The following is a 21515-nucleotide window of genomic DNA, read 5'->3' as shown; positions in this document are numbered from 1 at the left end:
TGCCTGATCGTTGCTTAATTTGCTCTTGGTTCGGTGCTTGCCGTTGGGCTGCAGTGTGGCCAGATCAAAAGTGCGCTTGGCGATATCGATGCCCACTACCAGTGTCATGAGATGTCCTCCATGCAGTCGTTTTGATGATCACGTCATCCCGTCCAACCTTGTGCAATGCGAGCTCTTGCGGCTCTAGATACCGTTCGGACTTAAGGGATGAAATGGAGGTGGCAGCCCAATCTACGCTGCAAGCTCAGCGGCTTAAGGGTGGACACGGCTTACCAGCCTCCCCCGAGGATCAGTCGGGAACTATGCCTCCTTGGAGAGGCAGTAGTCGAGATACAAGGGTGTACTAAGCCGAAGGCGTGTACACCAATCAACTTGCACAGGACTGCCACCCGCGTGCGGGCACGCGCGGATACGCTGCGCTTAATCCGCCCTACCAAGCGCCGTTTCGTAGGGCGGAGAACGCCGCAGGCTTCTCCGCGCGCCACCACATCAGGGCTTCGCCGGCCCATACAACGCACGACTGGCCTTGCCATGGATCATGCGCGACAGGCGGTAATCGGTGTTCTGCATCATGCCGATGATGATGGCGTCGTTACTTGGGTCAATCCAGCACCAGGCCCCCTGGATACCCCACCACCAGTAGGTCCCCTCCGGCAGATAGCCAGCGGCTGGCGAGTCATTCACCACGGCCACATTCAAGCCAAACTGGTTACCCGGAAAAAACGGCCCGATATCCTCCACGCCCTGCGGCAACTGATTGCGGCGCATCAACTCAACGGTTTCGGGCTTCAGAATGCGCGTACCTTCCAGCTCGCCGCCGCCCAGAAGCATACGGGCAAAACGCAGGTAATCATCTACCGAGGAGATCAGCCCGCCGCCGCCATTGAGAAAGCGCGGCTTGCTGAGAAACGGTGTATTGGGGATTGCCTTGAGCGAGCCATCAGGCTGCGGCTGGTAGGACAGCGCCAACCGCCCCGCCTTATCCTCCGGCGCGTAGAAGTCGGTATCCACCATTTCCAGCGGGTCGAAGATCCGCTCCTGCAGAAATGCGTCAAACGTCTTGCCCGACAACACCTCGATCAGCGCCGCCTGAATATCGACCGAAATGCTGTAGTGCCAGACCGTACCCGGCTGGTGCAGCAGCGGGATGTGCTCCAACTTGGCCATCATGTCGGCAAAGGTGGAATCGCGGTTCTGGATGTCGGCTTTGACGTAGAGCTGGTCCACCTGGGTGTCGCCAAAGCGGCCATAGGTAAAACCACCGGTGTGGGTCATCAGCTCACGGATGGTGACCGGATGCGCCGCCGGCTCGGTTTTGGGCATACCCTCCGGGCCGTCTGCTACCGCCACCTGCAGGTTCTGCAACTCGGGGATGTACTTGCCTACCGGCTCGTCGAGCTCAAAGCGCCCTTCGTCATACAGGGTCAGCAGCGCCGTGCCGGTCACCAGCTTGGTCAGCGAAAAAATCTTGTAGAGGCTGTCTGGCTCAAGCGGCCGCTGCTGCTCCAGATCGGCAAAGCCGTATTCGGCACGCTGCACGATCTCGCCGTTCTGATACACCAGCGTGGCAATACCGCCGATGCGCCCCTGCTCCACCTCTTGAGCCATGGCAGCGGCAAAGGCATCCAGGCGCGGCTGGGTAAAGGGCTGCGCTACCTGCTCGGCATGCAGACAGCCGGAGAATCCTGCCGCCAGCAGCATTGCGCCACCCAGCAGCTTACGCATTTTAGATTGGATCATTATTGTTCTACCTTGAATCTAATGTTGGCTCGGACTTGAGCCCAACCGTTACGCATTTAGCAGGCTCACGATACAAGATTACAGGCTGTCTCAGCCAATATAACTTCCTCTGATGTGCCGGCGTGATGTAACAAATGCAGACACGCGGCGTCAGATAGGTACAGTCACCCCTACAGGATCAATCATGAAACGCCGTACCCTGCTCAGCGGCCTGTTGGCCGCCCCCGCCCTGCCGCTTCTCTCCAGCACGGCCAGTGCCGAGGATGCCTTTCATGTGTCGCAAGTCGACGCACTCGACCTACCAGCGGACTACTGGCGAGACAAGGTGTCGGATGCCGCCTGGGACGTGCTGTTTGAAGAGGCAACCGAACGCCCCGGAAGCAGCCCGTTGGACAAGCATTACGAGCCCGGCACCTACCTGTGCGCCGCCTGTTACCTGCCGTTGTTTTCGTCCGAGCACAAGTTCGACAGCAAGACCGGCTGGCCCAGCTTCACCCAGCCCCTGGTCGGCCACGTGGGTACCCGGCAGGACTTTGCCCTGATCTGGCCGCGCACCGAGTATCACTGCGGCCGCTGCGGTGGCCACCAGGGCCATGTGTTCAACGACGGCCCGGCACCGCGTGGAGAGCGCTGGTGCAATAACGGCCTGGCACTCACATTTATCCCGGCCGGCGAGGCGCTGCCGGCCCTGCGAGGTGACGCATGAAGTACCTAGCCCCTGCCCTGGCCCTGCTCGCCCTGTCGCCGCTGGCCTTGGCCAACGAGCCCGTCACCCAAGGCCCGCCGGGCACCGAGATGGCGGTGTTTTCCGGCGGCTGCTTCTGGTGTACCGAATCCGACTTTGACAAGCTGCCGGGCGTGGTCGAGACGCTGTCAGGCTATACCGGTGACAGCGCCGCTACCGCCGACTACCAGCAGGTGTCCGCCGGCGGCACTGAGCATATCGAGTCGGTTGCGGTGTTCTATGACCCGAGCAAAACCAGTTACGCCGAGCTGGTCGAGGCGTTCTGGCCAACCATTGACCCGCTGACGGCCAATGCCCAGTTCTGCGACCACGGCTACCAGTACAGTAGCGCGCTGTATTACGCCGACGATGAGCAGAAGGCCCTGCTGGAAGATTCTCGCGACGCCCTGAAAGCGCGTTTTGATCAGCCGATACAAACGCTGATTCTGCCGCGCCAGCCCTTTTATGCGGCCGAGGACTATCACCAGGACTATTACGAAAAGAACCCGCTGCGCTATACCTTCTACCGCACCACCTGCGGGCGAGACGCGCGCCTCGAAGAGTTATGGGGCGAATAAAGAGAGCACGGGTTAAGTCTTCATGAACTCTCGCGCTCGGGCTGCTCCGCAGCGCGAGCCTGTGCAATTAACAAGCGCTGTCTGACAGCCATGGAAAAGTCCCGCGCGAGTCTGGATAATGGCGAGCTTTGATAGCCCAAGCGGAACCTACCATGCAGATTGCCGAAAAAACCGTTGTCCAGTTTCACTACGACCTTTCTGACGCCAATGGCCCGATCGAGTCATCCCGCGAGCATGATCCGGTGTTGTATCTGCATGGCCAGACCGGCCTGATTGATGGCCTGGTTGAGGCCATGGAAGGTCACAGCGCGGGCGAGACCTTTACTGTCACCATCCCGCCGGAAAAGGCCTACGGTGAAGTGCGCGAAAACGCACTGCACAAGGTCCAGGCCAAGCGCCTGCAAGGTGCCAAGAAGTGGAAGCCGGGCATGATTGCCATTCTGCAGACCGAGCAAGGCCCGCGTCAGGTAGTGGTGGTTAAACCGGGTCTGTCCCAGGTTGTTGTGGATACCAACCACCCGCTGGCAGGCCGCGAACTGACCTTCAACGTCGAGATTCTGGACGTACGCGCCGCCACTGAAGAAGAACTGGCCCACGGCCACGCCCACGGTGTGGGTGGTCATAACCACTGATCAGCGGCGCGGCCATCTGCTGCTGTAGGGACGCGACATGTCGCGTCCACTACCTCGCGGTGCGCTGATCATGACCTTCCGGACGCAGCATGCTGCGTCCCTACGCCTGTCGCTGTCTCAGCGCCGCTCCCCACGCAACACCGACACCTGCTCCTGCAGGTACTCAGGCTGAGCCGCCTCGGGCGCTACCGGCTGCCCTGCTACCAGACAGACCCGAGACCACAGACGGCGGAAGAAGCCCTTGTGCGGGTCACGGCTGAAGAAGCTGCCCCACAGCCCCTGCAACGCCATTGGCACAACCGGTACCGGGTCATTCTCCAAGATCCGCGTGATGCCGGCGCGGAATACGTCCATCTCGCCATCAGCCGTCAGTTTGCCCTCGGGGAAGATACAGACCACTTCGCCCGCGCGCAGATAGGCCGAGATGCGCTCAAAGGCGCGCTCGTAGATCACCTCGTCCTCCTGCCGCCCTGCAATGGGCACAGTGCCGGCGGTACGGAAGATGAAGTTAAGCACCGGCAGGCGGTAGATCTTGTAGTACATGACAAAGCGCACCGGACGGCGTACCGCGCCACCGATCAACAGCGCATCGACAAAGGACACGTGATTGCACACCAGCACGCACGGGCCTTCATCCGGGATTGCCTCTAGGTTGCGGTGCTCGACCCGGTACATCGAGTGCCCCAGCAGCCAGATAAGAAAGCGCATGCTGAACTCCGGCACCACCTTGAAGATGTAGCCGTTGACCAGCACATTGAGCAACGAGATGGTCAAAAACAACGTCGGGATCGATAGCTCGAGCACACTGAGCATGACAATCGCCAGAATCGCCGAACAGACCATCAACAGCGCATTGAGAATGTTGTTGGCGGCAATAACCCGCGCGCGCTCCTCCTCGCGACTGCGCGACTGGATCAGCGCGTACAGCGGTACGATGTAAAAACCGCCAAACACACCCAGCCCGAGGATGCTGCCCATGATGCCCCAGGCGCCGGGCTGAGCCAGCAGGGTCAACCAGTCATAGGGCGCAGCACCAGCGGCGATACTGCCGGACAGGCTCCAGATCAGCAGACCGAACACGCTCAGGCCAAAGGAGCCAAAGGGCACCAGGCCAATCTCGACCTTGTGGCCCGACAGCCGTTCACAAAGCACAGAGCCCAGCGCGATACCCACGGAGAACACCGTCAGGATCAGGGTAACCACGCTTTCATCGCCGTGCAGATAGTCCTTGGCAAAACCGGGAATCTGCGTCAGATAGGTCGCGCCCAGAAACCAGAACCAGGAGTTGCCAAGAATCGAGCGTGATACCGAGGGCACCTGCTCCTTCAGACCCAGACGCAGAATCACCCAGGACTGGCGAAAAATATTCCAGTCAATCGCCAGGTCCGGCAGACCGGCTCGCGCGCCCGGAATTCGCCGTGCCGTCAGATAGCCACCAATGGCAACCAGCACCACCGCGCCGCCCACCAGGCTGGCCCAGCCACCGCTGGCCATCAGGATACCGGCACACAGGGTGCCGCCCAGAATCGCCAGAAAGGTGCCCATCTCGACCAGCGCGTTGCCGCCGACCAGTTCGTCTTCTTCCAGCGCCTGGGGCAGAATCGAATACTTGACCGGCCCGAACAGCGCCGACTGGGTGCCCATGGCAAACAGCACCACCAGCAACAGCGGCAAGCTGCCCAACCACAAACCAAGGGCGCCAAGCAGCATGATCGCCACCTCGCCGAGCTTGATGCGCCGGATCAGCAGGTCCTTGTCGAACTTTTCGCCAAACTGCCCGCCGAGTGCGGAGAACAGGAAGAACGGCAAAATGAACAGCAGCGCACTGAGGTTGATGAGCAGGTCACGGTCAGCGTTGAAACTGAGTTTGAACAGGATCGCCAGGATCAGCGCCTGCTTGAACAGGTTGTCGTTAAAGGCGCCCAGCAACTGGCTGGTGAAGAAAGGGAGAAAGCGTTTGCTGCCGAGCAAACGAAACTGCGAGTGTTCCGACATGGCGCTGCGTATCCTTCCGGTCTATTCGGTGCAGCGGGCAGCATACCCAAAATCGGCAGGCTCCGGGACGGAACCTGCCGACAAACTGAGCAGATCTAGCGCGACGCTGCCATGACGCTCAGGCGCGCCTCGCGCCGGGTCACCCAGCGATGGATGCGTTCCTGCCGCTCTGCGGTCAACGGATAGCGCCAGGCAATCACAAAGGCAGTCATATATAGCGCCACCGGCCCAAGGATGTAGAGAATACGCAGTGACAGCAACTGCGACGCGGTGTGCTCTACTGCCTTGGCGTCAAAGCCAACCAATGCCAGCAGCCCCAGAGACAGACCAAGCCCCAGCGCCATCGCAGCCTTTTGCGCCATACCGCTAATGGCAAAGAACAGCCCCGTGCGGTGCTCGCGGCTACGTGCGGTATCCAGATCTACGATGTCCGCCAGCATGGACAACGGCAAAAACTGGAAGGCAGCAAAGCAGAAGCCTTTGATCGCAAACAATATTGCGAACGGCAGCAACTGGCCGGCGCCGAGGAAGAACATGCCCATGATACTGGTACTGGAAATTGCCAACGCCGCGCAGAACGCCCGGTGCTTGCCGATACGCTTACCCACGTGTAGCCAGAACGGAATACCCAGAATGCCGATACCGAAGTACAACAGGTACATCAGACCGATCTGTGCCTGAATCTGAATCACGTGTTGCATAAAGAACACCGACAGCGCGTTGCGGAAGGACTCACCGGTCACCACCACCAACAGCATCAGGATCATGCGCTTGAACGGGCCGTTGTTCTTCATGACCCGCAGGCCCTTTTTCCAATCGGTGCGTTCAACCGACTGCGGCGGGGCTTCCTTGACTGCGCCAACCACCCAGAACACCGTCAACGGCAGCAGAATCAGCATCATCCAGGCCATCACCGCGAGAATAGGCCCGTAGCCAATACCCAGCTCGCCGTCACGGCCGAATAGCGTGACCGCCGTCTGCATCAGCCAGCCATCGGTGTGTCCGGCCTGAAAGCGTGCGCCCAAAGCCTGTACCAGCGCCGGAGCCAGTGCGGCGAGAAACAGCCCGATCAGCACAAAGCCTTCACGCGAGGCCACCACACGGCTGCGCTGGTGATAGACCGTGGACAGCTCGGCCCCCCAGGCGCCATAGGGCAAAGTCACCATGGTCCAGCCCAGATACATGAGCATGGTCCAGAACAACAGATGCCCGATACCAATGCCGTCGGGCGGCATGAAGATCATCACCGTACCGGCCAGCATCAGCGGCACCCCCATGACCAACCAGGGCTTGCGCCGACCGAAGCGGGTGCGCCAACGGTCACTGAGCGTGCCAATCAACGGGTCGGTGATGACATCAGACAGGCGAGCAACGACCAGCACCAGCGCCATCAGCGCCATGTTCAGGCCAACTTCCTGGGCATAGAACGGTGGCAGGTACACCACCAGCGGATAACCAATGATGGCCAACGGCATACCGATGGAGCCATGCAGAAGAATCGTAGAACGCTTGAGGACGCCATTGGCGTCCGTACTGGACTGCGACATGCCACTCTCCCGAGAACGCGGGCTCCGCACCCGCTTTTTTATATTTATTGTCGATCCGGCACCGCGGGAATTGCTCCGGTGCACGTTTGTATACTCTATACCGCAGCCCCCCCTGTCCACACCAGCGCAGTGGCTCCTGCCGCCGAGCCAATTCATGCAATATGTTTCAGTGCCGGCTATACTCGCGAGCTGCTTTCAACGCCTGAAACCAAGACTGATGCGGCTTGCTGGCGAGTCGTCAGCCCCGCAACAACACCATCACCTCTGGCTATGGCGCCCATTCGCCGTACTGATCCGCCATTTTCGGGAGCCGTATCATGCCCAGTCGCCAGCCGTCCCTATTGCATGCCGTTATCGCTGCTGCGGCTCTGCTGCTGGTGGTACACGGGCTCGGGCGATTTATTTTTACGCCCTTGATGCCATTGCTGGTCAACGATGGCCAACTCAGCACCAGTCAGGGCGCAGCGTTAGCCAGCTGGAATTACCTCGGCTACCTGCTGGGTGCGCTGGCCGCCATCCGCTGGCATCAGCCGCAGCAAATCCAGCGCAGCATTCCGCTGGCGCTGGCCCTGCACTGCCTCACCCTGCTCGGCCTGGCCATCACCGATTACCTGCCCTTTATTACCTTGCTGCGCCTGGGCAACGGCATCAGCAACGGCTTGATCTTTGTCATGGTGCCGGCGCTGCTGATGGAATGGCTCGCAGCGCGTCAGCGTATTGGCCTGAGCGGCCTGATTTATCTGGGGGTTGGCAGCGGCCTGCTGCTGTCTGGCGTGCTCTCGCACCCACCCGGCGTCACGCTGACCAATGCAAGCCGCTGGTGGCCTGCAGCGCTGCTGAGCTTGCCGCTAGCACTGTGGGGCGGCTGGCTCATGCTGCGCCTGTGTGTCGACGCGCCAGGCACAAGCAAGGACGACAGCGCGCCTGCGCGATCCGCTCCGCTGCTCGATGCACGCACCCGGCCGCTGTTTCTGGCCTACGCCGGCGCAGGCATGGGTTACATCCTGCCGATGACCTTTCTGCCGATGATTGCCAGTATCCAGTTGGGCAGCAGCCACCCCTTGGTGCAACAGAGCTGGCTGATCGTGGCCGCCGCGACTCTGCCCGCCGCCTGGCTGTGGAACCACCTCGGCATACGCCTGGGAGACCGGACCGCCCTGCTGCTCAATTACGCAACCCAACTGGCCAGCGTGCTGGCAGCCCTAGCCCTGCCCGCCAGCATGGGCATTATGCTGTGCTCGTTGCTGGTGGGCAGCAGCTTTCTCGGCGCGGTACTGCTGACCCAACGTTTGGGCCGCAGTCTGCAACCACATCAGGGGCCGCGCCTGTCGGCAGCCCTCATCGCCCTGTACAGCGTGACGCAGCTGCTTGGGCCCTGGCTCGCACGCGAATGGCTCAACCACGGCGGCACCCTGCCGGAAACGCTCTGGCTAGGGGCCGGAGCACTGGCTTGGGCACTGATCTGGACCTGGCGAACCGGACACGCAAACAGGTAACAGGGAACCTTCGGCAAAGCGCTTCAGGAAGCACTGATTAACTCCACACACTCTCTGCGAATGCTCAAGCTGGGCCGCTTCCGGCGAATACTACAATCAAGGCGTGGTTTCGAAGGCATGTTGGGACCTGTCGAGAAATCATGGCGCAGAGTGCGGCCCAGCCGGGTGCGGCCCAGCCAGAACGCCAGAGCGCTTATGGAATTAATTAGCGCTTCCTGTAGTCAAAGCGCAACAGACACATTTGCAGAGGCCAGACCATGCGTACATATTCAAGCACCCTCCTGATTGCCGGCCTGCTGGCCGCAGCCCTAGCCGCACCGGCTCACGCCAAGCAAGACGACCGTGGGAATGGCAACGGCAACGGCAACGGCAACGGCAATAGCCATCATGCACAGCAAGGCAATGACCGAGGCCAAGCTGCAAACCGATATGACGAGCGTGATCGTGATCGCTACGACCGTCCGTACGATCGCCTTCAGGAAGACCTGATACGCAGCATCTTTCGCGACAATCGTGACTTGGTGCAACGCGGCGACAGCCTGCCACCGGGCATTCGCAAGAATCTGGCACGCGGCAAGCCACTACCGCCGGGCATTGCCAAGCAGCTTGACCCGCGCCTGGTTAACCGCCTGCCCCACTACGACGGCTATGAATGGCGTCAGATCGATGGCGACGTCGTGCTCGCCGAGATCACCACTGGCATTATCGAATCCATCATTTATGACGTGATTTATTGATACACAGAAGCGCCAGCGGGCTTCAACCCGCTGGCTTTTTTGTTTGCGCTCGGCGTACTCGCGCAAGCCGACAGACGGCGTCAATCAGTCTGATAAATCGACGCTATTTTCTTTGACAATCATTCTCATTCGAATTAGCATGCACTCATTGTCAGCTCAGGCTGTTCAGGAGAATCTGCATGTACGTTTGTCTCTGCAAAGGTGTAACCGATAACCAGATCAAGGATGCCATCGCTGGTGGTGCCTGCTCCATGCGCGACCTGCGCAACGATCTGGAAGTGGGTACGCAATGTGGCAAATGCGCCCGTGACTGCAAATCGCTGCTGAGTGAATCGCTGACTGCCAGCCCTGCCGCCACCGGCATGCTGACGGCGCAATACGTAGCGGCCTGATTGCGGCTCTCATTACCGCTTAAGAATCATTTTTAACTCCTTTCTTTTCAAACACTTAGATTTGACAACCTCCCCCTGCAAGCCCACACTTGGCGACTGAACAGTCCTGAGGGGGCATCGCTATGAAAGGCGACAAGCAAGTCATCCAACATCTCAACAACGTTCTCGGCCTGGAACTGATTGCCATCAATCAGTACTTCCTGCACGCACGCATGCTTGAAGACTGGGGCCTCGAAAAGCTCGGCAAGAGCGAGTACAAGGAATCCATCGCAGCAATGAAGCACGCCGATCGCCTGATCAAGCGGATTCTCTTTCTCGAAGGCCTGCCCAACCTCCAAGACCTGGGACGCCTGAAGATTGGCGAAAATACCCGTGAAATTCTGGAGTGCGATCTGAAGCTGCAAATGCAGGCGCTGCCCGACCTGAAAGAGGCCATCGCCTTCTGCGAGAGCGTGGGTGACTACGGCAGCCGCGAAGTCTGCGAGGACATCCTCGAAGCGGAAGAAGAGCACGTCGACTGGCTGGAGACCCAACTCAGCCTGTATGACGCAGTGGGCGCTGAAAACTACCAGCAGTCGCAGATCGAGTGATCCGCTGCTTGAGCCCATAAAAAACGCCGCTTTTTGCGGCGTTTTTTATGGATGCTATCCCAGACTGGCGATGATCTCGTCCAACGCCTGCGCCGGGTCATGCGCACGGGTAATCGGGCGCCCGATCACCAGATGACTGCTGCCGTTTTCCAGCGCTTGAGCCGGGGTAACAATGCGCTTCTGGTCGTCTGCCGAGCTGTCAGCCGGACGAATGCCAGGCGTCACCAGCAGAAAGTCGTCGCCCAGAGCACCGCGCAGCGCCTTGGCTTCACGCGCCGAGCAGACCACGCCATCCAGCCCACAGTCCTGTGTCAGACGCGCCAGGCGCTGTACCTGCACCATCGGCTCGATATCGATGCCCACTTCTTGCAGGTCCTCCTGCTCCAGGCTGGTCAGGATAGTCACCGCGGTCAGCAACGGGCGACCGCCGGGGCGACGCTCCAGAATCTCGCGACAGGCTTCCATCATGCGACGACCACCGCCAGCGTGCACATTCACCATCCACACGCCCAGTTCAGCGGCGGCGCGCACGGCGCTGGCGGTAGTGTTGGGGATATCGTGAAACTTGAGATCCAGGAATACTTCAAAGCCCTTGGCCTGCAAGGCTTCGACCACCGCCGGGCCTGCGCTGGTGAACAGCTCCTTGCCAACCTTGACTCGGCACTTCTGTGGGTCCAGCACATCCGCCAACTGCAGAGCCGCACCCGACTCAGGGAAGTCCAGGGCGACGATAATCGGGCTGATGTTTGGCATATAACGTATATCCTGTTCAAGATTGGATTAGGCGATGTCAGACCAGCTCATGGCCCTTCAGCGGTTTTACCGTGCTCCAGCTTTGGCAGCTCGGGCACTGCCAGTAGAGCTTGTTACCTGCAAAACCGCAGCTGTAACAGCGATAGCGTGGACGCGTGCGACTAAGGGCTTCCAGCAATCCAGGCACCGGGTCGGCAGCATGCCCCGCCGGTCCGCGCAAGCGCAGTAATTCCTGCACGCCTGACAGCGAGGGCTGCTGCTGCAGACGCTGTAGCAAAAAGCGCTCGGCACTGGCGGCCCCTTCTGTACGCTGAACCAGCCGCGCGCGCGCCAAGACAATGGCAACTACCGGCTTGCTGGAGCGCTCCAGCGCCTGGTCCAGATAGTCCGCCAAGTCGAGCGCGCCATTATCCGCACAGCGCTCCGCCAACGCCAGCACTTCCGGCACAAAGTCAGGGGCTTGCTGAGCAAGACGCTGCAACAAGTCCGCAGCAGCTTTGTACTCGACCGCCTGCACGTGCAGCTCAGCCAGCATGATCAAGGCTCTGACACACAGCGGCTCGACCTTCAGCGCGGCGCCCAGGTGTCTTTGCGCGTCGGCGGCCTCGCGCCGCTGCAGAGACTGGGCAGCAAGCTCGCAATGATACTGCGCCAGGGTGGCCGAAAACTCAGGGCGCTCGCGCAGCAAGCGCTCACCAATGGCGATAGCCTCGCCCCATTCATGCTGATGCTCGTAAACAGCAACCAGATCGACAAGCGCTTCGGCGCGCAAACTCGATCCAGACCCGGCCAACTCCTCCAGTAGGCGCTCGGCACGCTGGTGCATACCTACCGCGAGGTAATCACGGGCCAGCTCCAGTTGCACGCGATCGGCCTGCTCGCGGGTCAGACTGGGACGAGCCAGCAGATTCTGGTGTACCTTGATGGCCCGCTCGACATCCCCTCGCTGGCAAAACAGCTTACCGATAGCGATGTGGGTCTCGACCGTCTCCGGGTTAACCTCAAGCGCGCGAATAAAGGTTTCGATGGCCTCGTCAGGCTGCTCGTTCAGCAGATAGTTGAGGCCAATAAAATACTGCTTGTCGACGGCACTGCCGTGCGGCTGCAGCATAAAACCGACCTTGATTGCCTCACGGCGCCCCAGAAACCAGCCTATCGCCAGAGCCAGCACAAACAGCCCAAGGAACATCAGTTCCTGCATGACTATCAGCCTTTGACAGCTTGGGTGCGCAGTTTGTCGATTTCCTTACGGTAGCGATTGAGCTCGTTGCTTTGCACCATGAGTTTCAGTCGCAGACGGGTAGTAATCAGCCAGCCGACAAAAACGCCCAGCGCACTACCAAGAATAAAGGCAAGTACAACGTAGATGGAGAGAGGCAATGCAGGAGACTGCATTTCGAGAAATTGCAGGGAGGTGGCTTGCTGGTTTTCCAGCATGAAATCCATGGTCGCCAAGGCTACCAGCAGCAAAACTAGGATCAGCAACACGCGCTTCAACCACAGCATGTGATACAACTCCGCATCCATTGAGTGTGTGCGAAGTATAACCCAGCAAGGCCGGGCTGCGGCATTTGATCAGGCGTTTTCGAGCGACTCGTTAACCCGATCACGCAACTCCTTGCCAGGTTTGAAGTGCGGTACGTACTTGCCCTCCAGCTCTACCGCATCACCGGTCTTGGGGTTACGCCCTACCCGCGGCGCGCGGTAATGCAGAGAGAAACTGCCGAATCCACGAATCTCGATTCGCTCCCCGGTAGCCAATGCCTGGGACATATGTTCCAGCATGGTCTTGATCGCAAGCTCAACGTCCTTCGCCGACAACTGCCCCTGTTGTTCGACAATGCGCTCGATCAACTCCGACTTGGTCATGGTTTTCCCTTTCTTATCAAGCGAGTAGACTCGTTTGTCGTTTTATACGGTTTTACCATGCTTGACTAGGTTTGAACAGCCTGTTAAGCGCGAGCATGCTCGCGCGCTGGAAGCTGGATGCGTTGCCCTGCTGGGCCGTCAAGTCTTTTATATGCACCTTGCCACGTATTCATCACCCTCAGAGAACCCACACAACTGGCAAGCCAGGGTTTTGCTTGTGGCTTGTGGCTTGTGGCTTGTGGCTGCCCTAACGGGCGGGCACAAAAAAGGGCGACCGAAGTCGCCCTTTTTACAGCTGGATAGGCTTAGTTGCCTTTGCCTTCCATCTGCTGCTTGATCAGATCACCAATGGTGGTCGGACCAGCGGCCAGCATTTCCTGCTTACGCAGATCTTGCATGGCTTCTTTCTCGTCTTCAACGTCTTTCGCCTTGATGGACAGGCTGATAACGCGGCTCTTACGGTCGACACCAATGATCTTGGCTTCGACTTCATCGCCAACGTTCAGGACGTTGCGAGCATCTTCAACGCGATCACGGCTGATTTCGGAGGCTTTCAGAGTGCCTTCGATGTCGTCTGCCAGAGTGATGATGGCGCCTTTGGCGTCAACTTCCTTGACGGAACCGGTGATGATGCTGCCTTTCTCGTTCAGAGAAACGAAGTTGGAGAACGGATCGTCTTCCAGCTGCTTGACGCCCAGGGAGATGCGCTCGCGCTCAGGGTCAACAGACAGGATAACGGTTTCGATCTCGTCGCCTTTCTTGAAGCGACGTACTGCTTCTTCACCGGCTTCGTTCCAGGAGATGTCCGACAGGTGAACCAGACCGTCGATGCCGCCGTCCAGACCGATAAAGATACCGAAGTCGGTGATGGACTTGATGGAACCGGAGATCTTGTCGCCCTTGTTGAACTTGCTGGAGAACTCTTCCCACGGGTTCATCTTGCACTGCTTGATGCCCAGGGAGATGCGACGACGGTCTTCGTCGATGTCCAGAACCATAACTTCCACTTCGTCGCCAACGTTGACAACCTTGGACGGATGGATGTTCTTGTTGGTCCAATCCATTTCGGATACGTGAACCAGACCTTCAACGCCTTCTTCCAGCTCAGCGAAGCAGCCGTAGTCGGTCAGGTTAGTGACCTTGGCAGTGACGCGAGTGCCTTCCGGATAGCGACCGGTGATAGCAACCCACGGATCTTCGCCCAGTTGCTTCAGACCCAGGGAAACGCGGTTACGCTCACGGTCAAACTTCAGGACCTTAACGTCGATCTCGTCACCAACGTTGACGATCTCAGACGGATGCTTGATACGCTTCCAAGCCATGTCGGTGATGTGCAGCAGGCCATCTACGCCGCCCAGGTCGACGAACGCACCGTAATCGGTGAGGTTCTTGACGATACCCTTGACGACTTGACCTTCCTGCAGAGTTTCCAGCAGGGCTTCGCGCTCGGCGGAGTTCTCGGCTTCCAGAACTGCACGACGGGAAACGACAACGTTGTTGCGCTTCTGGTCCAGTTTGATGACCTTGAATTCCAGTTCCTTGTTTTCCAGGTGGGTGGTGTCACGTACGGGACGTACGTCAACCAGCGAGCCCGGCAGGAACGCACGGATGGTGTTGACGTCGACGGTAAAGCCACCTTTGACCTTGCCGTTGATAACGCCCTTGACGACTTCTTCTGCAGCGAAAGCAGCTTCGAGGACTTTCCACGATTCGGCGCGCTTGGCCTTTTCGCGGGACAGTTTAGTTTCACCGAAACCGTCTTCAACGGCGTCCAGTGCAACGTGAACCTCATCACCCACTTCGATGGTCAGTTCGCCCTGCTCGTCCAGGAACTGATCGCGCGGGATGACACCCTCTGATTTCAGACCGGCGTGAACGGTGACCCAGTCGGAGTCTATGTCCACAACGATACCAGTGATGATGGAGCCCGGCTCCATATCAAGGGTTTTTAGGCTTTCTTCAAAAAGTTCGGCAAAGCTTTCGCTCATTTGGAATCCTGTAAGTAAGTATTTAGGGCAGCTACCGCAGAGCCGTTTTAAAGCGCGCTGTGCAGCTACTGTCCCGCCACGCCACCAGCTTGCGTGGGTTGATGGTATAAATGCCCTTTCCGGTGGTGCTGGTTACCCGGAACAGACAGCCTGATCAGCCCAGCAGGTTGCGCTCGCGCGCCATCGTCTGGACTGATTCAAGTACTTCCTCAATGCTCATCTGCGTAGAATCGATCAGGATTGCATCATCCGCCGGCTTCAGCGGCGCAACACTGCGATTCATATCCCGCTCGTCCCGCGCGACAATCTCATCGAGAAGACTCGCCAGATTAGCAGTTTCACCCTTTCCGAGCAACTGCCGGTGACGGCGAGAGGCACGCTCCTCGGCGCTGGCGGTCAGGTACACCTTCAACTGCGCGTCGGCAAACACCACGGTCCCCATGTCGCGACCATCGGCGACCAGACCCGGCGCTTCGCGAAACACGCGCTGACGCTGCAACAGCGCATCGCGCACGGCTGGCAGCGCGGCGACCTGAGAGGCGCCGGCGCCCACGTCTTCGGTACGGATGGCGCGGGTCACATCTTCACCCTCAAGGATGATCTGCTGCTCGCCACCGGCTTCACCGGCAATAAACTGCACATCCAGATGCGCGGCGAGGGTTTCCAGCGAGGTTTCGTTGGTCAGATCCACGCCATGATTGCGCGCCGACAGGGCAAGCAGTCGATACAGGGCGCCGGAGTCCAGCAGGTTCCAGCCCAGACGAGAGGCCAGCAGACCGGCGATGGTGCCCTTGCCCGACCCACCAGGGCCGTCGATGGTGATGACGGGGGCCTGTTGATCAATCACGCGTTGTCCTCCAGACGGACTTGCATACCGACCGATTGCGCAAGGTCGATGAAGCCCGGGAATGATGTCGCCACGTTGGCGCAGTCCTTGATATGAATGTCGCCGGTTGCGCGTAGCGCAGCGACCGAGAACGACATGGCGATACGGTGGTCACCATGGCTTTCGACGCTGCCGCCGCCAATGGCGCCGCCGTCGATAATGATGCCGTCAGGCGTCGGCTCTGCCTTGACGCCCAGCGCCTGCAGGCCATCAGCCATGACCTGAATACGGTCGGACTCTTTTACACGCAGCTCTTCAGCATCGCGCAGGATGGTCCGGCCTTCAGCGCAGGCCGCAGCCACGAACAGTACCGGAAACTCATCGATCGCCAGCGGCACCTGATCCACCGGAATATCGATACCTTTGAGCGGCGCGTAACGCACGCGAATATCGGCCACCGGCTCGCCGCCTACTTCGCGCTCGTTGAGCAGTTCCAGGTTGCCGCCCATGGCCCGCAGGATATTGATGATGCCGATGCGCGTGGGGTTGATACCCACGTGCTCCAGCGTCAGGTCAGCGCCCTCGCAGATGCTGGCAGCGACCATGAAGAACGCGGCAGACGAGATGTCAGCCGGCACGTCAATGCGACAGGCTTTCAGGGTGTGACCGGATTCGATGGTGGCAGTGGCGCCATCGACCTTGACCGGATAACCGAAGCCCTTGAGCATGCGCTCGGTGTGGTCGCGGGTGGGCGCAGGCTCGGTCACCGAGGTGGTACCGGAGGCGTACAGGCCCGCCAGCAGAATGCAGGATTTGACCTGAGCGCTGGCCATCGGCATTTGATAATCCATGCCCATCATGCGGCTGCCGCCCTTGATGCGCAGCGGCGGACGACCCTCTTCGCCGGTGTCGATCTGCGCGCCCATTTCGCGCAGCGGTTTGGCCACGCGACCCATCGGGCGCTTGGACAGCGACGCATCGCCGGTCAGTACGGTGTCAAAGTCCTGCCCGGCCAGCAGGCCCGACAGCAGGCGCATGGACGTACCGGAGTTGCCCAGGTACAGCGAGCCGGGCGGCGCCTGCAAACCGTGCAGACCAACGCCATTGATAGTCACGCGACCATGATGCGGGCCTTCAATCACCACACCCATGTCACGGAATGCCTGCAGGGTTGCCAAGCTGTCTTCGCCTTCCAGGAAGCCTTCGACCTCGGTCACGCCCTCGGCCAGAGAGCCAAGCATGATCGAGCGATGGGAAATGGACTTGTCACCGGGCACGCGGATACTGCCGTTGACCTTGCCGCCGGGGCTGGCGATGAAGTTGAATTCTTGAGTTTGCATAGGTTCCATGTAGGCCCTGCGGGCCAGAATAGTGCTGAAATGCTCTCGTGCCGACTTGGCTCGGGTAAACACACCGAGCAGCGTGTTGGCGTCGCGGGTATCCACCGCCTCACGCAGTCGACCCAGGTCCTGGGTAAAGGCATCAAGGCTGCGCAAGACCGCATCCCGATTGGCCAGAAAAACATCGCGCCACATCACCGGATCACTCGCGGCAATGCGGGTAAAGTCCCGGAAGCCACCGGCTGCGTAGCGGAAAATCTCCAGATTCTCGTTACGCGAGGCCAGGGTATCAACCAGCGAAAACGCCAGCAGATGCGGCAAGTGGCTGGTAGCCGCCAGGACTTCGTCATGGTCGGCCAGGGACATGCTCTCTACGTCTGCCCCCAGCACCTGCCAGCAACGCTGCACCAGGCCGACCGCCTCCGCCGCCGTCTGCTCAAGCGGCGTGAGAATCACCTTATGGTGACGGAACAGATCCGCCCGAGCCGCCTCGACGCCGCTTTTTTCCGAACCGGCAATCGGATGGCCCGGCACAAAGTTGGCCGGCACCGCGCCAAACACCTCTTCCACCGCCAGCGCAACCGCACCCTTGGTGCTGCCGACATCGGTAATCACGGCATCGCCCAACTCCAGCGCTGCCAATTGCGCCAGTACCGCGCGCATACCCAGCACCGGCACGGCCAGCATGATCAGATCGGCGCCCTGCACTGCCTCAACCAGATTGGCCGTGACCTTGTCGACCACGCCCAGCGGTACCGCCTGACGGCGTGAGACCGGGTCCAGATCACAGCCGATCACCTCGCGGCACAGACCGCTCTGGCGCATGCCCTTGGCAAAGGAGCCGCCGATCAGGCCGAGCCCGATTACCGCCAGGCGACCAATTGTCGGCGTTGCTGGTGACAGGCCGGTTACATCAGCCACGACTCAGCACCTGCTTGAGGGCATCCAGAAACCGCTGATTTTCTTCTGGCAAACCAATGGTTACGCGCAGGTGGTTCGGCATGCCGTAGTTGGCCACCGGACGCACAATGACGCCTTCGCGCAGCAGGGCCTGAAAGACCGGTGCCGCTTCACGACCCAGATCGATTGCAAGGAAGTTGCCGCGTGAGGGGATCCAGCTCAGACCAAGGGCTGCGCAGCCGTCTTCCAACTGCTGCATGCCTTGGCGGTTGATGCGCCGGCTTTCGATCAGATAGGCCTCGTCCTGCAGGGCCGCCAGCGCTGCCGCCAGGGCAAGGCTGTTGACGTTGAACGGCTGACGCACGCGATTCAGGGCATCGGCAATCACCGGGCTGGACAAGCCATAGCCAACACGCAGCGCAGCCAGGCCGTAGGCCTTGGAGAAGGTACGCGAGACCAGCAGATTGGGATAACGCGGCAGGTAATCAACGCCGTTAGGCACGTCGTCGGTCTCGACGTACTCGGTGTACGCCTCGTCCAGCACCACGATGACGTTCTCCGGCACGCGGTCAAGGAAGGCTTCAAGTGCGGGGCGCTCAATCCAGGTGCCGGTAGGGTTGTTTGGGTTGGCAATAAAGACCACCCGGGTCGCCGGAGTGATGGCCGCCGCCATGGCATCCAGGTCATGCCCCCAATCCTTGGCCGGCACCGACACCGCCTTGGCACCCACCGCTTGGGTGACAATGGGGTAAACAGCAAAGGCGTGATCGCTGAACACCACTTCATGCTCAGGGCCGACAAAGGCGCGCGTAACCAGCTCGAGAATGTCATTGGAGCCGTTACCCAGGGTGATGCCTGCGGTATCCACACCCAGCTTCGCCGCCAGCGCCTGCTTCAGCGCAAAGCCATTGCCGTCAGGGTAACGGGTCAACTCTGCAAAAGCTCCAGCAATAGCTTCGCGCACCGCCGGACTCGGGCCCAGCGGGTTTTCGTTACTGGCCAGCTTGACGATATCCTGCGGCCGCAAGCCAAACTCTCGCGCCAACTCCTCTACCGGTTTGCCCGGCACATAGGGAGACAGCTTCTGCACACCTGGCCGCGCCAGGCTGAGGAAATCACAACTCATAGAAACCAAGCCTCAAGCTACAAGCAGCAAGCTTCAAGTCACACCAGGCCGCAGTTGCTTGCAGCTTGCGCCTTGCAGCTTGTCGCTGATGATTTAGAGCACCGCCTTCGGATACGACCCCAGCACCTTGAGCGCCACCGAGTCATCGCTGATTTTCTCCAGCACGTCCTTGATCAGCGGGTCGTGCTGGTGACCGAAGAAGTCGATAAAGAACACGTAGGTCCACTTGCCACTGCGCGAGGGGCGGGTTTCGATGCGGCTCAGGTCGATTCCGTTGGAGTGGAACGGTTCGAGCAGGTGATGCAGCGCACCCGGCTTGTTGCGCATGGAGACGATGACCGAGGTCTTGTCGTCGCCGGTCGGCGGGACCTGCTGGTTACCGATAATCAGAAAACGCGTGGAGTTATCCGGGCGATCTTCGATTTTCTCGGCCAGACGCGTCAGCTCGTACAGGTCGGCCGCCATGTCGCCGGCAATCGCCGCCGAGTTCCACTCGCCTTTTACCCGACGGGCCGCATCGGCGTTGCTGGCAACGGCCACACGCTCAACGTTCGGGTAATGGGCATCCAGCCACTTGCGGCACTGGGCCAGCGACTGGGCGTGGGAATACACGCGGGAGATTTTGTCGGTCTTGGTGTTTTCACCGACCAGCAAGTGATGGTGGATACGCAGCTCTACTTCGCCACAGATCACCAGGTCATGCTCAAGGAAGCTGTCGAGCGTGTGGTTGATGGCGCCCTCGGTGGAGTTTTCTACCGGCACCACGCCAAACTGCACTGCGCCGGCCGCCACTTCACGGAAGATCTCGTCAATCGCGGCCATCGGCACGCTGACCACCGAGTGCCCAAAGTGCTTGAGTGCGGCAGCCTGGGTAAAAGTACCTTCCGGCCCCAGATAGGCCACGCGCAGCGGCTCTTCTAGCGCCAGGCAGGCGGACATGATTTCACGGAACAGACGGGCCATTTCCTCGTTGTCGAGCGGCCCCTTGTTCAGCTCCATGATGTGCTTGAGCACCCAGGCTTCACGCTCAGGGCGATAGAACAGCGGCTTGACGCCGGGCTCCAGCGCCTTCTGCTTGACGTGCGCGACGGTCTGCGCACAGGCAGCCCGCTCACTGATCAGGTCAAGAATCTTTTCATCAATGGTGTCGATGCGCTTGCGCAGCGCCTTCAACTGATCTTCATCAGACATGGGTATCAACCGTGCTGCTGTTCAAACTCGGCCATGTAGGCCACGAGTGCGTCGACCGCGGCTTGCGGCACTGCGTTATAGATGGAGGCACGCATGCCGCCAACCGAGCGATGGCCTTTCAGGTTGAGCAGTCCGCGCTCTTCGGCACCGGCCAGGAACGGCTTGTCCAGCCGGTCGTCAGCCAGGCGGAACGGGATATTCATCCAGGACCGGTCAGCGACGTTAATCGGGTTGTTGTACAGCTCGCTACCGTCGATGGCCGAGTACAGCGCCTTTTGCTTGGCATCGTTGATGCGCTTGACCGCGTCCAGACCGCCCTGCTCCTTGAGCCACTGGAAGATCAGGCCGGACAGGTACCAGGCGAAGGTCGGCGGCGTGTTGTACATGGAGTCGTTCTGCGCCGCTACCGCGTAATCAAGCATGGTCGGGCAGCTGGCACGGGCGCGGCCAAGCAGGTCTTCGCGCACAATCACCACCACCAGCCCGCTCGGGCCGATGTTTTTCTGGGCACCCGCGTAAATCATGCCACAGCGCGAGACATCAATCGGCCGCGACAGGATGGTCGAGGACATGTCCGCCACCAGCGGTACGTCACCGGTCTGCGGCACCCAGTTGAATTCCAGGCCGCCGATGGTTTCGTTCGGGCAGTAATGAACGTAGGCAGCGTCTGCCGACAGCTGCCACTCGTTCTGACCGGGGATGGCAAAGTAATCGTAGGCCTTGGCACTGCCTGCCACGTTGACGTTGCCAAAGCGAGATGCTTCGTCGATTGCCTTGCGCGACCAGATACCGGTATCGATGTAGTCGGCGCTGCCGCCTTCTGGCATCAGGTTCAACGGGATCTGGGCAAACTGCTGGCTGGCGCCACCCTGCAGGAACAGCACCTTGTAGTTGTCCGGGATAACCAGCAACTCGCGCAGGTCCTGCTCGGCCTGCTGGGCGATGGCAACAAACTCGTCGCTGCGGTGACTCATTTCCATGACCGACAGACCCTTGCCCTGCCAGTCCAGCAGCTCGGCCTGGGCCCGCTGCAACACCGCTTCCGGCAACGCTGCCGGTCCAGCACAGAAATTGAACAGACGCTTACTCAC

The 21515-nt window shown here is 60.0% G+C and carries 19 protein-coding genes and 1 pseudogene; 7 read left to right on the top strand and 13 right to left on the bottom strand.

Features of this window, described 5'->3' with window-relative positions:
* Nucleotides 1–489: 489 nt before the first annotated feature.
* The gene (locus BM116_RS14010) at nt 490–1740 is read right to left on the bottom strand and encodes a serine hydrolase domain-containing protein (RefSeq protein ID WP_083726734.1); all 1251 of its coding nucleotides are present in this window, start codon (nt 1738–1740) and stop codon (nt 490–492) included.
* Between the two features lie 184 nt (nt 1741–1924).
* Between BM116_RS14010 and msrB the strand changes: the two genes are divergently transcribed.
* The 3 genes from msrB (at nt 1925) to BM116_RS13995 (ending at nt 3674) form a co-directional block, all read left to right on the top strand.
* Complete coding sequence (gene msrB, locus BM116_RS14005) at nt 1925–2446, top strand: peptide-methionine (R)-S-oxide reductase MsrB (protein WP_083726732.1); 522 nt, start codon at nt 1925–1927, stop codon at nt 2444–2446.
* A complete protein-coding gene (gene msrA, locus BM116_RS14000; protein ID WP_083726730.1) occupies nt 2443–3042 on the top strand; it encodes a peptide-methionine (S)-S-oxide reductase MsrA in 600 nt (199 codons plus the stop codon). The genes msrB and msrA overlap by 4 nt, the downstream gene beginning before the upstream one ends.
* A 152-nt stretch (nt 3043–3194) precedes the next feature.
* The gene (locus BM116_RS13995; protein WP_083726728.1) at nt 3195–3674 is read left to right on the top strand and encodes an FKBP-type peptidyl-prolyl cis-trans isomerase; all 480 of its coding nucleotides are present in this window, start codon (nt 3195–3197) and stop codon (nt 3672–3674) included.
* A 117-nt stretch (nt 3675–3791) separates the two neighbouring features.
* Here the strand turns inward: BM116_RS13995 and BM116_RS13990 are convergent, their stop codons facing one another.
* Together BM116_RS13990 and BM116_RS13985 are read right to left on the bottom strand one after the other, a co-directional pair.
* Nucleotides 3792–5669, bottom strand: coding sequence for an MFS transporter (locus tag BM116_RS13990; RefSeq protein ID WP_083726726.1), 1878 nt, complete (start codon nt 5667–5669; stop codon nt 3792–3794).
* A gap of 95 nt (nt 5670–5764) precedes the next feature.
* Nucleotides 5765–7216, bottom strand: a complete 1452-nt coding sequence (locus BM116_RS13985; protein WP_169847260.1) for an MFS transporter — start codon at nt 7214–7216, stop codon at nt 5765–5767.
* Nucleotides 7217–7533: 317 nt separating this feature from the next.
* Between BM116_RS13985 and BM116_RS13980 the strand changes: the two genes are divergently transcribed.
* The 4 genes from BM116_RS13980 (at nt 7534) to bfr (ending at nt 10431) form a co-directional block, all read left to right on the top strand.
* Nucleotides 7534–8712: a YbfB/YjiJ family MFS transporter gene (locus BM116_RS13980; RefSeq protein ID WP_083726722.1), complete on the top strand. Its 1179-nt coding sequence runs from the start codon at nt 7534–7536 to the stop codon at nt 8710–8712.
* A gap of 257 nt (nt 8713–8969) precedes the next feature.
* Entirely contained in the window at nt 8970–9449 is a 480-nt protein-coding gene (locus BM116_RS13975; protein ID WP_083726720.1) for an anti-virulence regulator CigR family protein, read from the top strand.
* A gap of 179 nt (nt 9450–9628) precedes the next feature.
* Nucleotides 9629–9841, top strand: a complete 213-nt coding sequence (locus tag BM116_RS13970; protein WP_083726718.1) for a bacterioferritin-associated ferredoxin — start codon at nt 9629–9631, stop codon at nt 9839–9841.
* A 122-nt stretch (nt 9842–9963) separates the two neighbouring features.
* Nucleotides 9964–10431 (top strand): bacterioferritin, encoded by a 468-nt coding sequence (gene bfr, locus BM116_RS13965; protein ID WP_083726716.1) that lies wholly within the window; start codon nt 9964–9966, stop codon nt 10429–10431.
* A 54-nt stretch (nt 10432–10485) separates the two neighbouring features.
* Here bfr and pyrF read toward each other — a convergent pair whose 3' ends face one another.
* The 10 genes and pseudogenes from pyrF to serC form a co-directional block, all read right to left on the bottom strand.
* On the bottom strand, nt 10486–11184 hold the full coding sequence (pyrF, locus tag BM116_RS13960; protein ID WP_083726714.1) for an orotidine-5'-phosphate decarboxylase: 699 nt from the start codon (nt 11182–11184) through the stop codon (nt 10486–10488).
* Nucleotides 11185–11221: 37 nt separating this feature from the next.
* Nucleotides 11222–12385: a lipopolysaccharide assembly protein LapB gene (gene lapB / locus BM116_RS13955; protein ID WP_083726712.1), complete on the bottom strand. Its 1164-nt coding sequence runs from the start codon at nt 12383–12385 to the stop codon at nt 11222–11224.
* Nucleotides 12386–12390: 5 nt separating this feature from the next.
* Entirely contained in the window at nt 12391–12690 is a 300-nt protein-coding gene (locus BM116_RS13950; protein WP_235846767.1) for a lipopolysaccharide assembly protein LapA domain-containing protein, read from the bottom strand.
* A 69-nt stretch (nt 12691–12759) separates the two neighbouring features.
* Nucleotides 12760–13062, bottom strand: a pseudogene (gene ihfB / locus BM116_RS13945) (integration host factor subunit beta); the annotation flags it as partial.
* 296 nt (nt 13063–13358) lie between these two features.
* Nucleotides 13359–15041, bottom strand: a complete 1683-nt coding sequence (gene rpsA, locus BM116_RS13940; protein WP_083726706.1) for a 30S ribosomal protein S1 — start codon at nt 15039–15041, stop codon at nt 13359–13361.
* A gap of 154 nt (nt 15042–15195) precedes the next feature.
* Nucleotides 15196–15885: a (d)CMP kinase gene (cmk, locus tag BM116_RS13935; RefSeq protein ID WP_083726746.1), complete on the bottom strand. Its 690-nt coding sequence runs from the start codon at nt 15883–15885 to the stop codon at nt 15196–15198.
* A complete protein-coding gene (locus BM116_RS13930) occupies nt 15885–18128 on the bottom strand; it encodes a bifunctional prephenate dehydrogenase/3-phosphoshikimate 1-carboxyvinyltransferase (RefSeq protein WP_083726704.1) in 2244 nt (747 codons plus the stop codon). The genes cmk and BM116_RS13930 overlap by 1 nt, the downstream gene beginning before the upstream one ends.
* Nucleotides 18121–19233 (bottom strand): histidinol-phosphate transaminase, encoded by a 1113-nt coding sequence (hisC, locus tag BM116_RS13925; RefSeq protein WP_083726702.1) that lies wholly within the window; start codon nt 19231–19233, stop codon nt 18121–18123. The genes BM116_RS13930 and hisC overlap by 8 nt, the downstream gene beginning before the upstream one ends.
* 93 nt (nt 19234–19326) lie before the next feature.
* Complete coding sequence (gene pheA / locus BM116_RS13920) at nt 19327–20424, bottom strand: prephenate dehydratase (RefSeq protein WP_083726700.1); 1098 nt, start codon at nt 20422–20424, stop codon at nt 19327–19329.
* Nucleotides 20425–20429: 5 nt separating this feature from the next.
* Nucleotides 20430–21515: a 3-phosphoserine/phosphohydroxythreonine transaminase gene (gene serC / locus BM116_RS13915; RefSeq protein ID WP_083726698.1), complete on the bottom strand. Its 1086-nt coding sequence runs from the start codon at nt 21513–21515 to the stop codon at nt 20430–20432.

It is taken from the genome of Halopseudomonas pachastrellae (assembly GCF_900114765.1).
Classification (GTDB): Bacteria; Pseudomonadota; Gammaproteobacteria; order Pseudomonadales; family Pseudomonadaceae; genus Halopseudomonas; species Halopseudomonas pachastrellae.
This window is presented reverse-complemented; position numbering and strand designations above follow the sequence as displayed.

What these genes read in the sequence shown, in the direction of transcription:
- BM116_RS14010 (WP_083726734.1), bottom strand. Translation starts at nt 1,740, where the DNA reads ATGATCCAATCTAAAATGCGTAAGCTGCTGGGTGGCGCAATGCTGCTG.
- msrB (WP_083726732.1), top strand. Translation starts at nt 1,925, where the DNA reads ATGAAACGCCGTACCCTGCTCAGCGGCCTGTTGGCCGCCCCCGCCCTG.
- msrA (WP_083726730.1), top strand. Translation starts at nt 2,443, where the DNA reads ATGAAGTACCTAGCCCCTGCCCTGGCCCTGCTCGCCCTGTCGCCGCTG.
- BM116_RS13995 (WP_083726728.1), top strand. Translation starts at nt 3,195, where the DNA reads ATGCAGATTGCCGAAAAAACCGTTGTCCAGTTTCACTACGACCTTTCT.
- BM116_RS13990 (WP_083726726.1), bottom strand. Translation starts at nt 5,669, where the DNA reads ATGTCGGAACACTCGCAGTTTCGTTTGCTCGGCAGCAAACGCTTTCTC.
- BM116_RS13985 (WP_169847260.1), bottom strand. Translation starts at nt 7,216, where the DNA reads ATGTCGCAGTCCAGTACGGACGCCAATGGCGTCCTCAAGCGTTCTACG.
- BM116_RS13980 (WP_083726722.1), top strand. Translation starts at nt 7,534, where the DNA reads ATGCCCAGTCGCCAGCCGTCCCTATTGCATGCCGTTATCGCTGCTGCG.
- BM116_RS13975 (WP_083726720.1), top strand. Translation starts at nt 8,970, where the DNA reads ATGCGTACATATTCAAGCACCCTCCTGATTGCCGGCCTGCTGGCCGCA.
- BM116_RS13970 (WP_083726718.1), top strand. Translation starts at nt 9,629, where the DNA reads ATGTACGTTTGTCTCTGCAAAGGTGTAACCGATAACCAGATCAAGGAT.
- bfr (WP_083726716.1), top strand. Translation starts at nt 9,964, where the DNA reads ATGAAAGGCGACAAGCAAGTCATCCAACATCTCAACAACGTTCTCGGC.
- pyrF (WP_083726714.1), bottom strand. Translation starts at nt 11,184, where the DNA reads ATGCCAAACATCAGCCCGATTATCGTCGCCCTGGACTTCCCTGAGTCG.
- lapB (WP_083726712.1), bottom strand. Translation starts at nt 12,385, where the DNA reads ATGCAGGAACTGATGTTCCTTGGGCTGTTTGTGCTGGCTCTGGCGATA.
- BM116_RS13950 (WP_235846767.1), bottom strand. Translation starts at nt 12,690, where the DNA reads ATGCTGTGGTTGAAGCGCGTGTTGCTGATCCTAGTTTTGCTGCTGGTA.
- rpsA (WP_083726706.1), bottom strand. Translation starts at nt 15,041, where the DNA reads ATGAGCGAAAGCTTTGCCGAACTTTTTGAAGAAAGCCTAAAAACCCTT.
- hisC (WP_083726702.1), bottom strand. Translation starts at nt 19,233, where the DNA reads ATGAGTTGTGATTTCCTCAGCCTGGCGCGGCCAGGTGTGCAGAAGCTG.
- pheA (WP_083726700.1), bottom strand. Translation starts at nt 20,424, where the DNA reads ATGTCTGATGAAGATCAGTTGAAGGCGCTGCGCAAGCGCATCGACACC.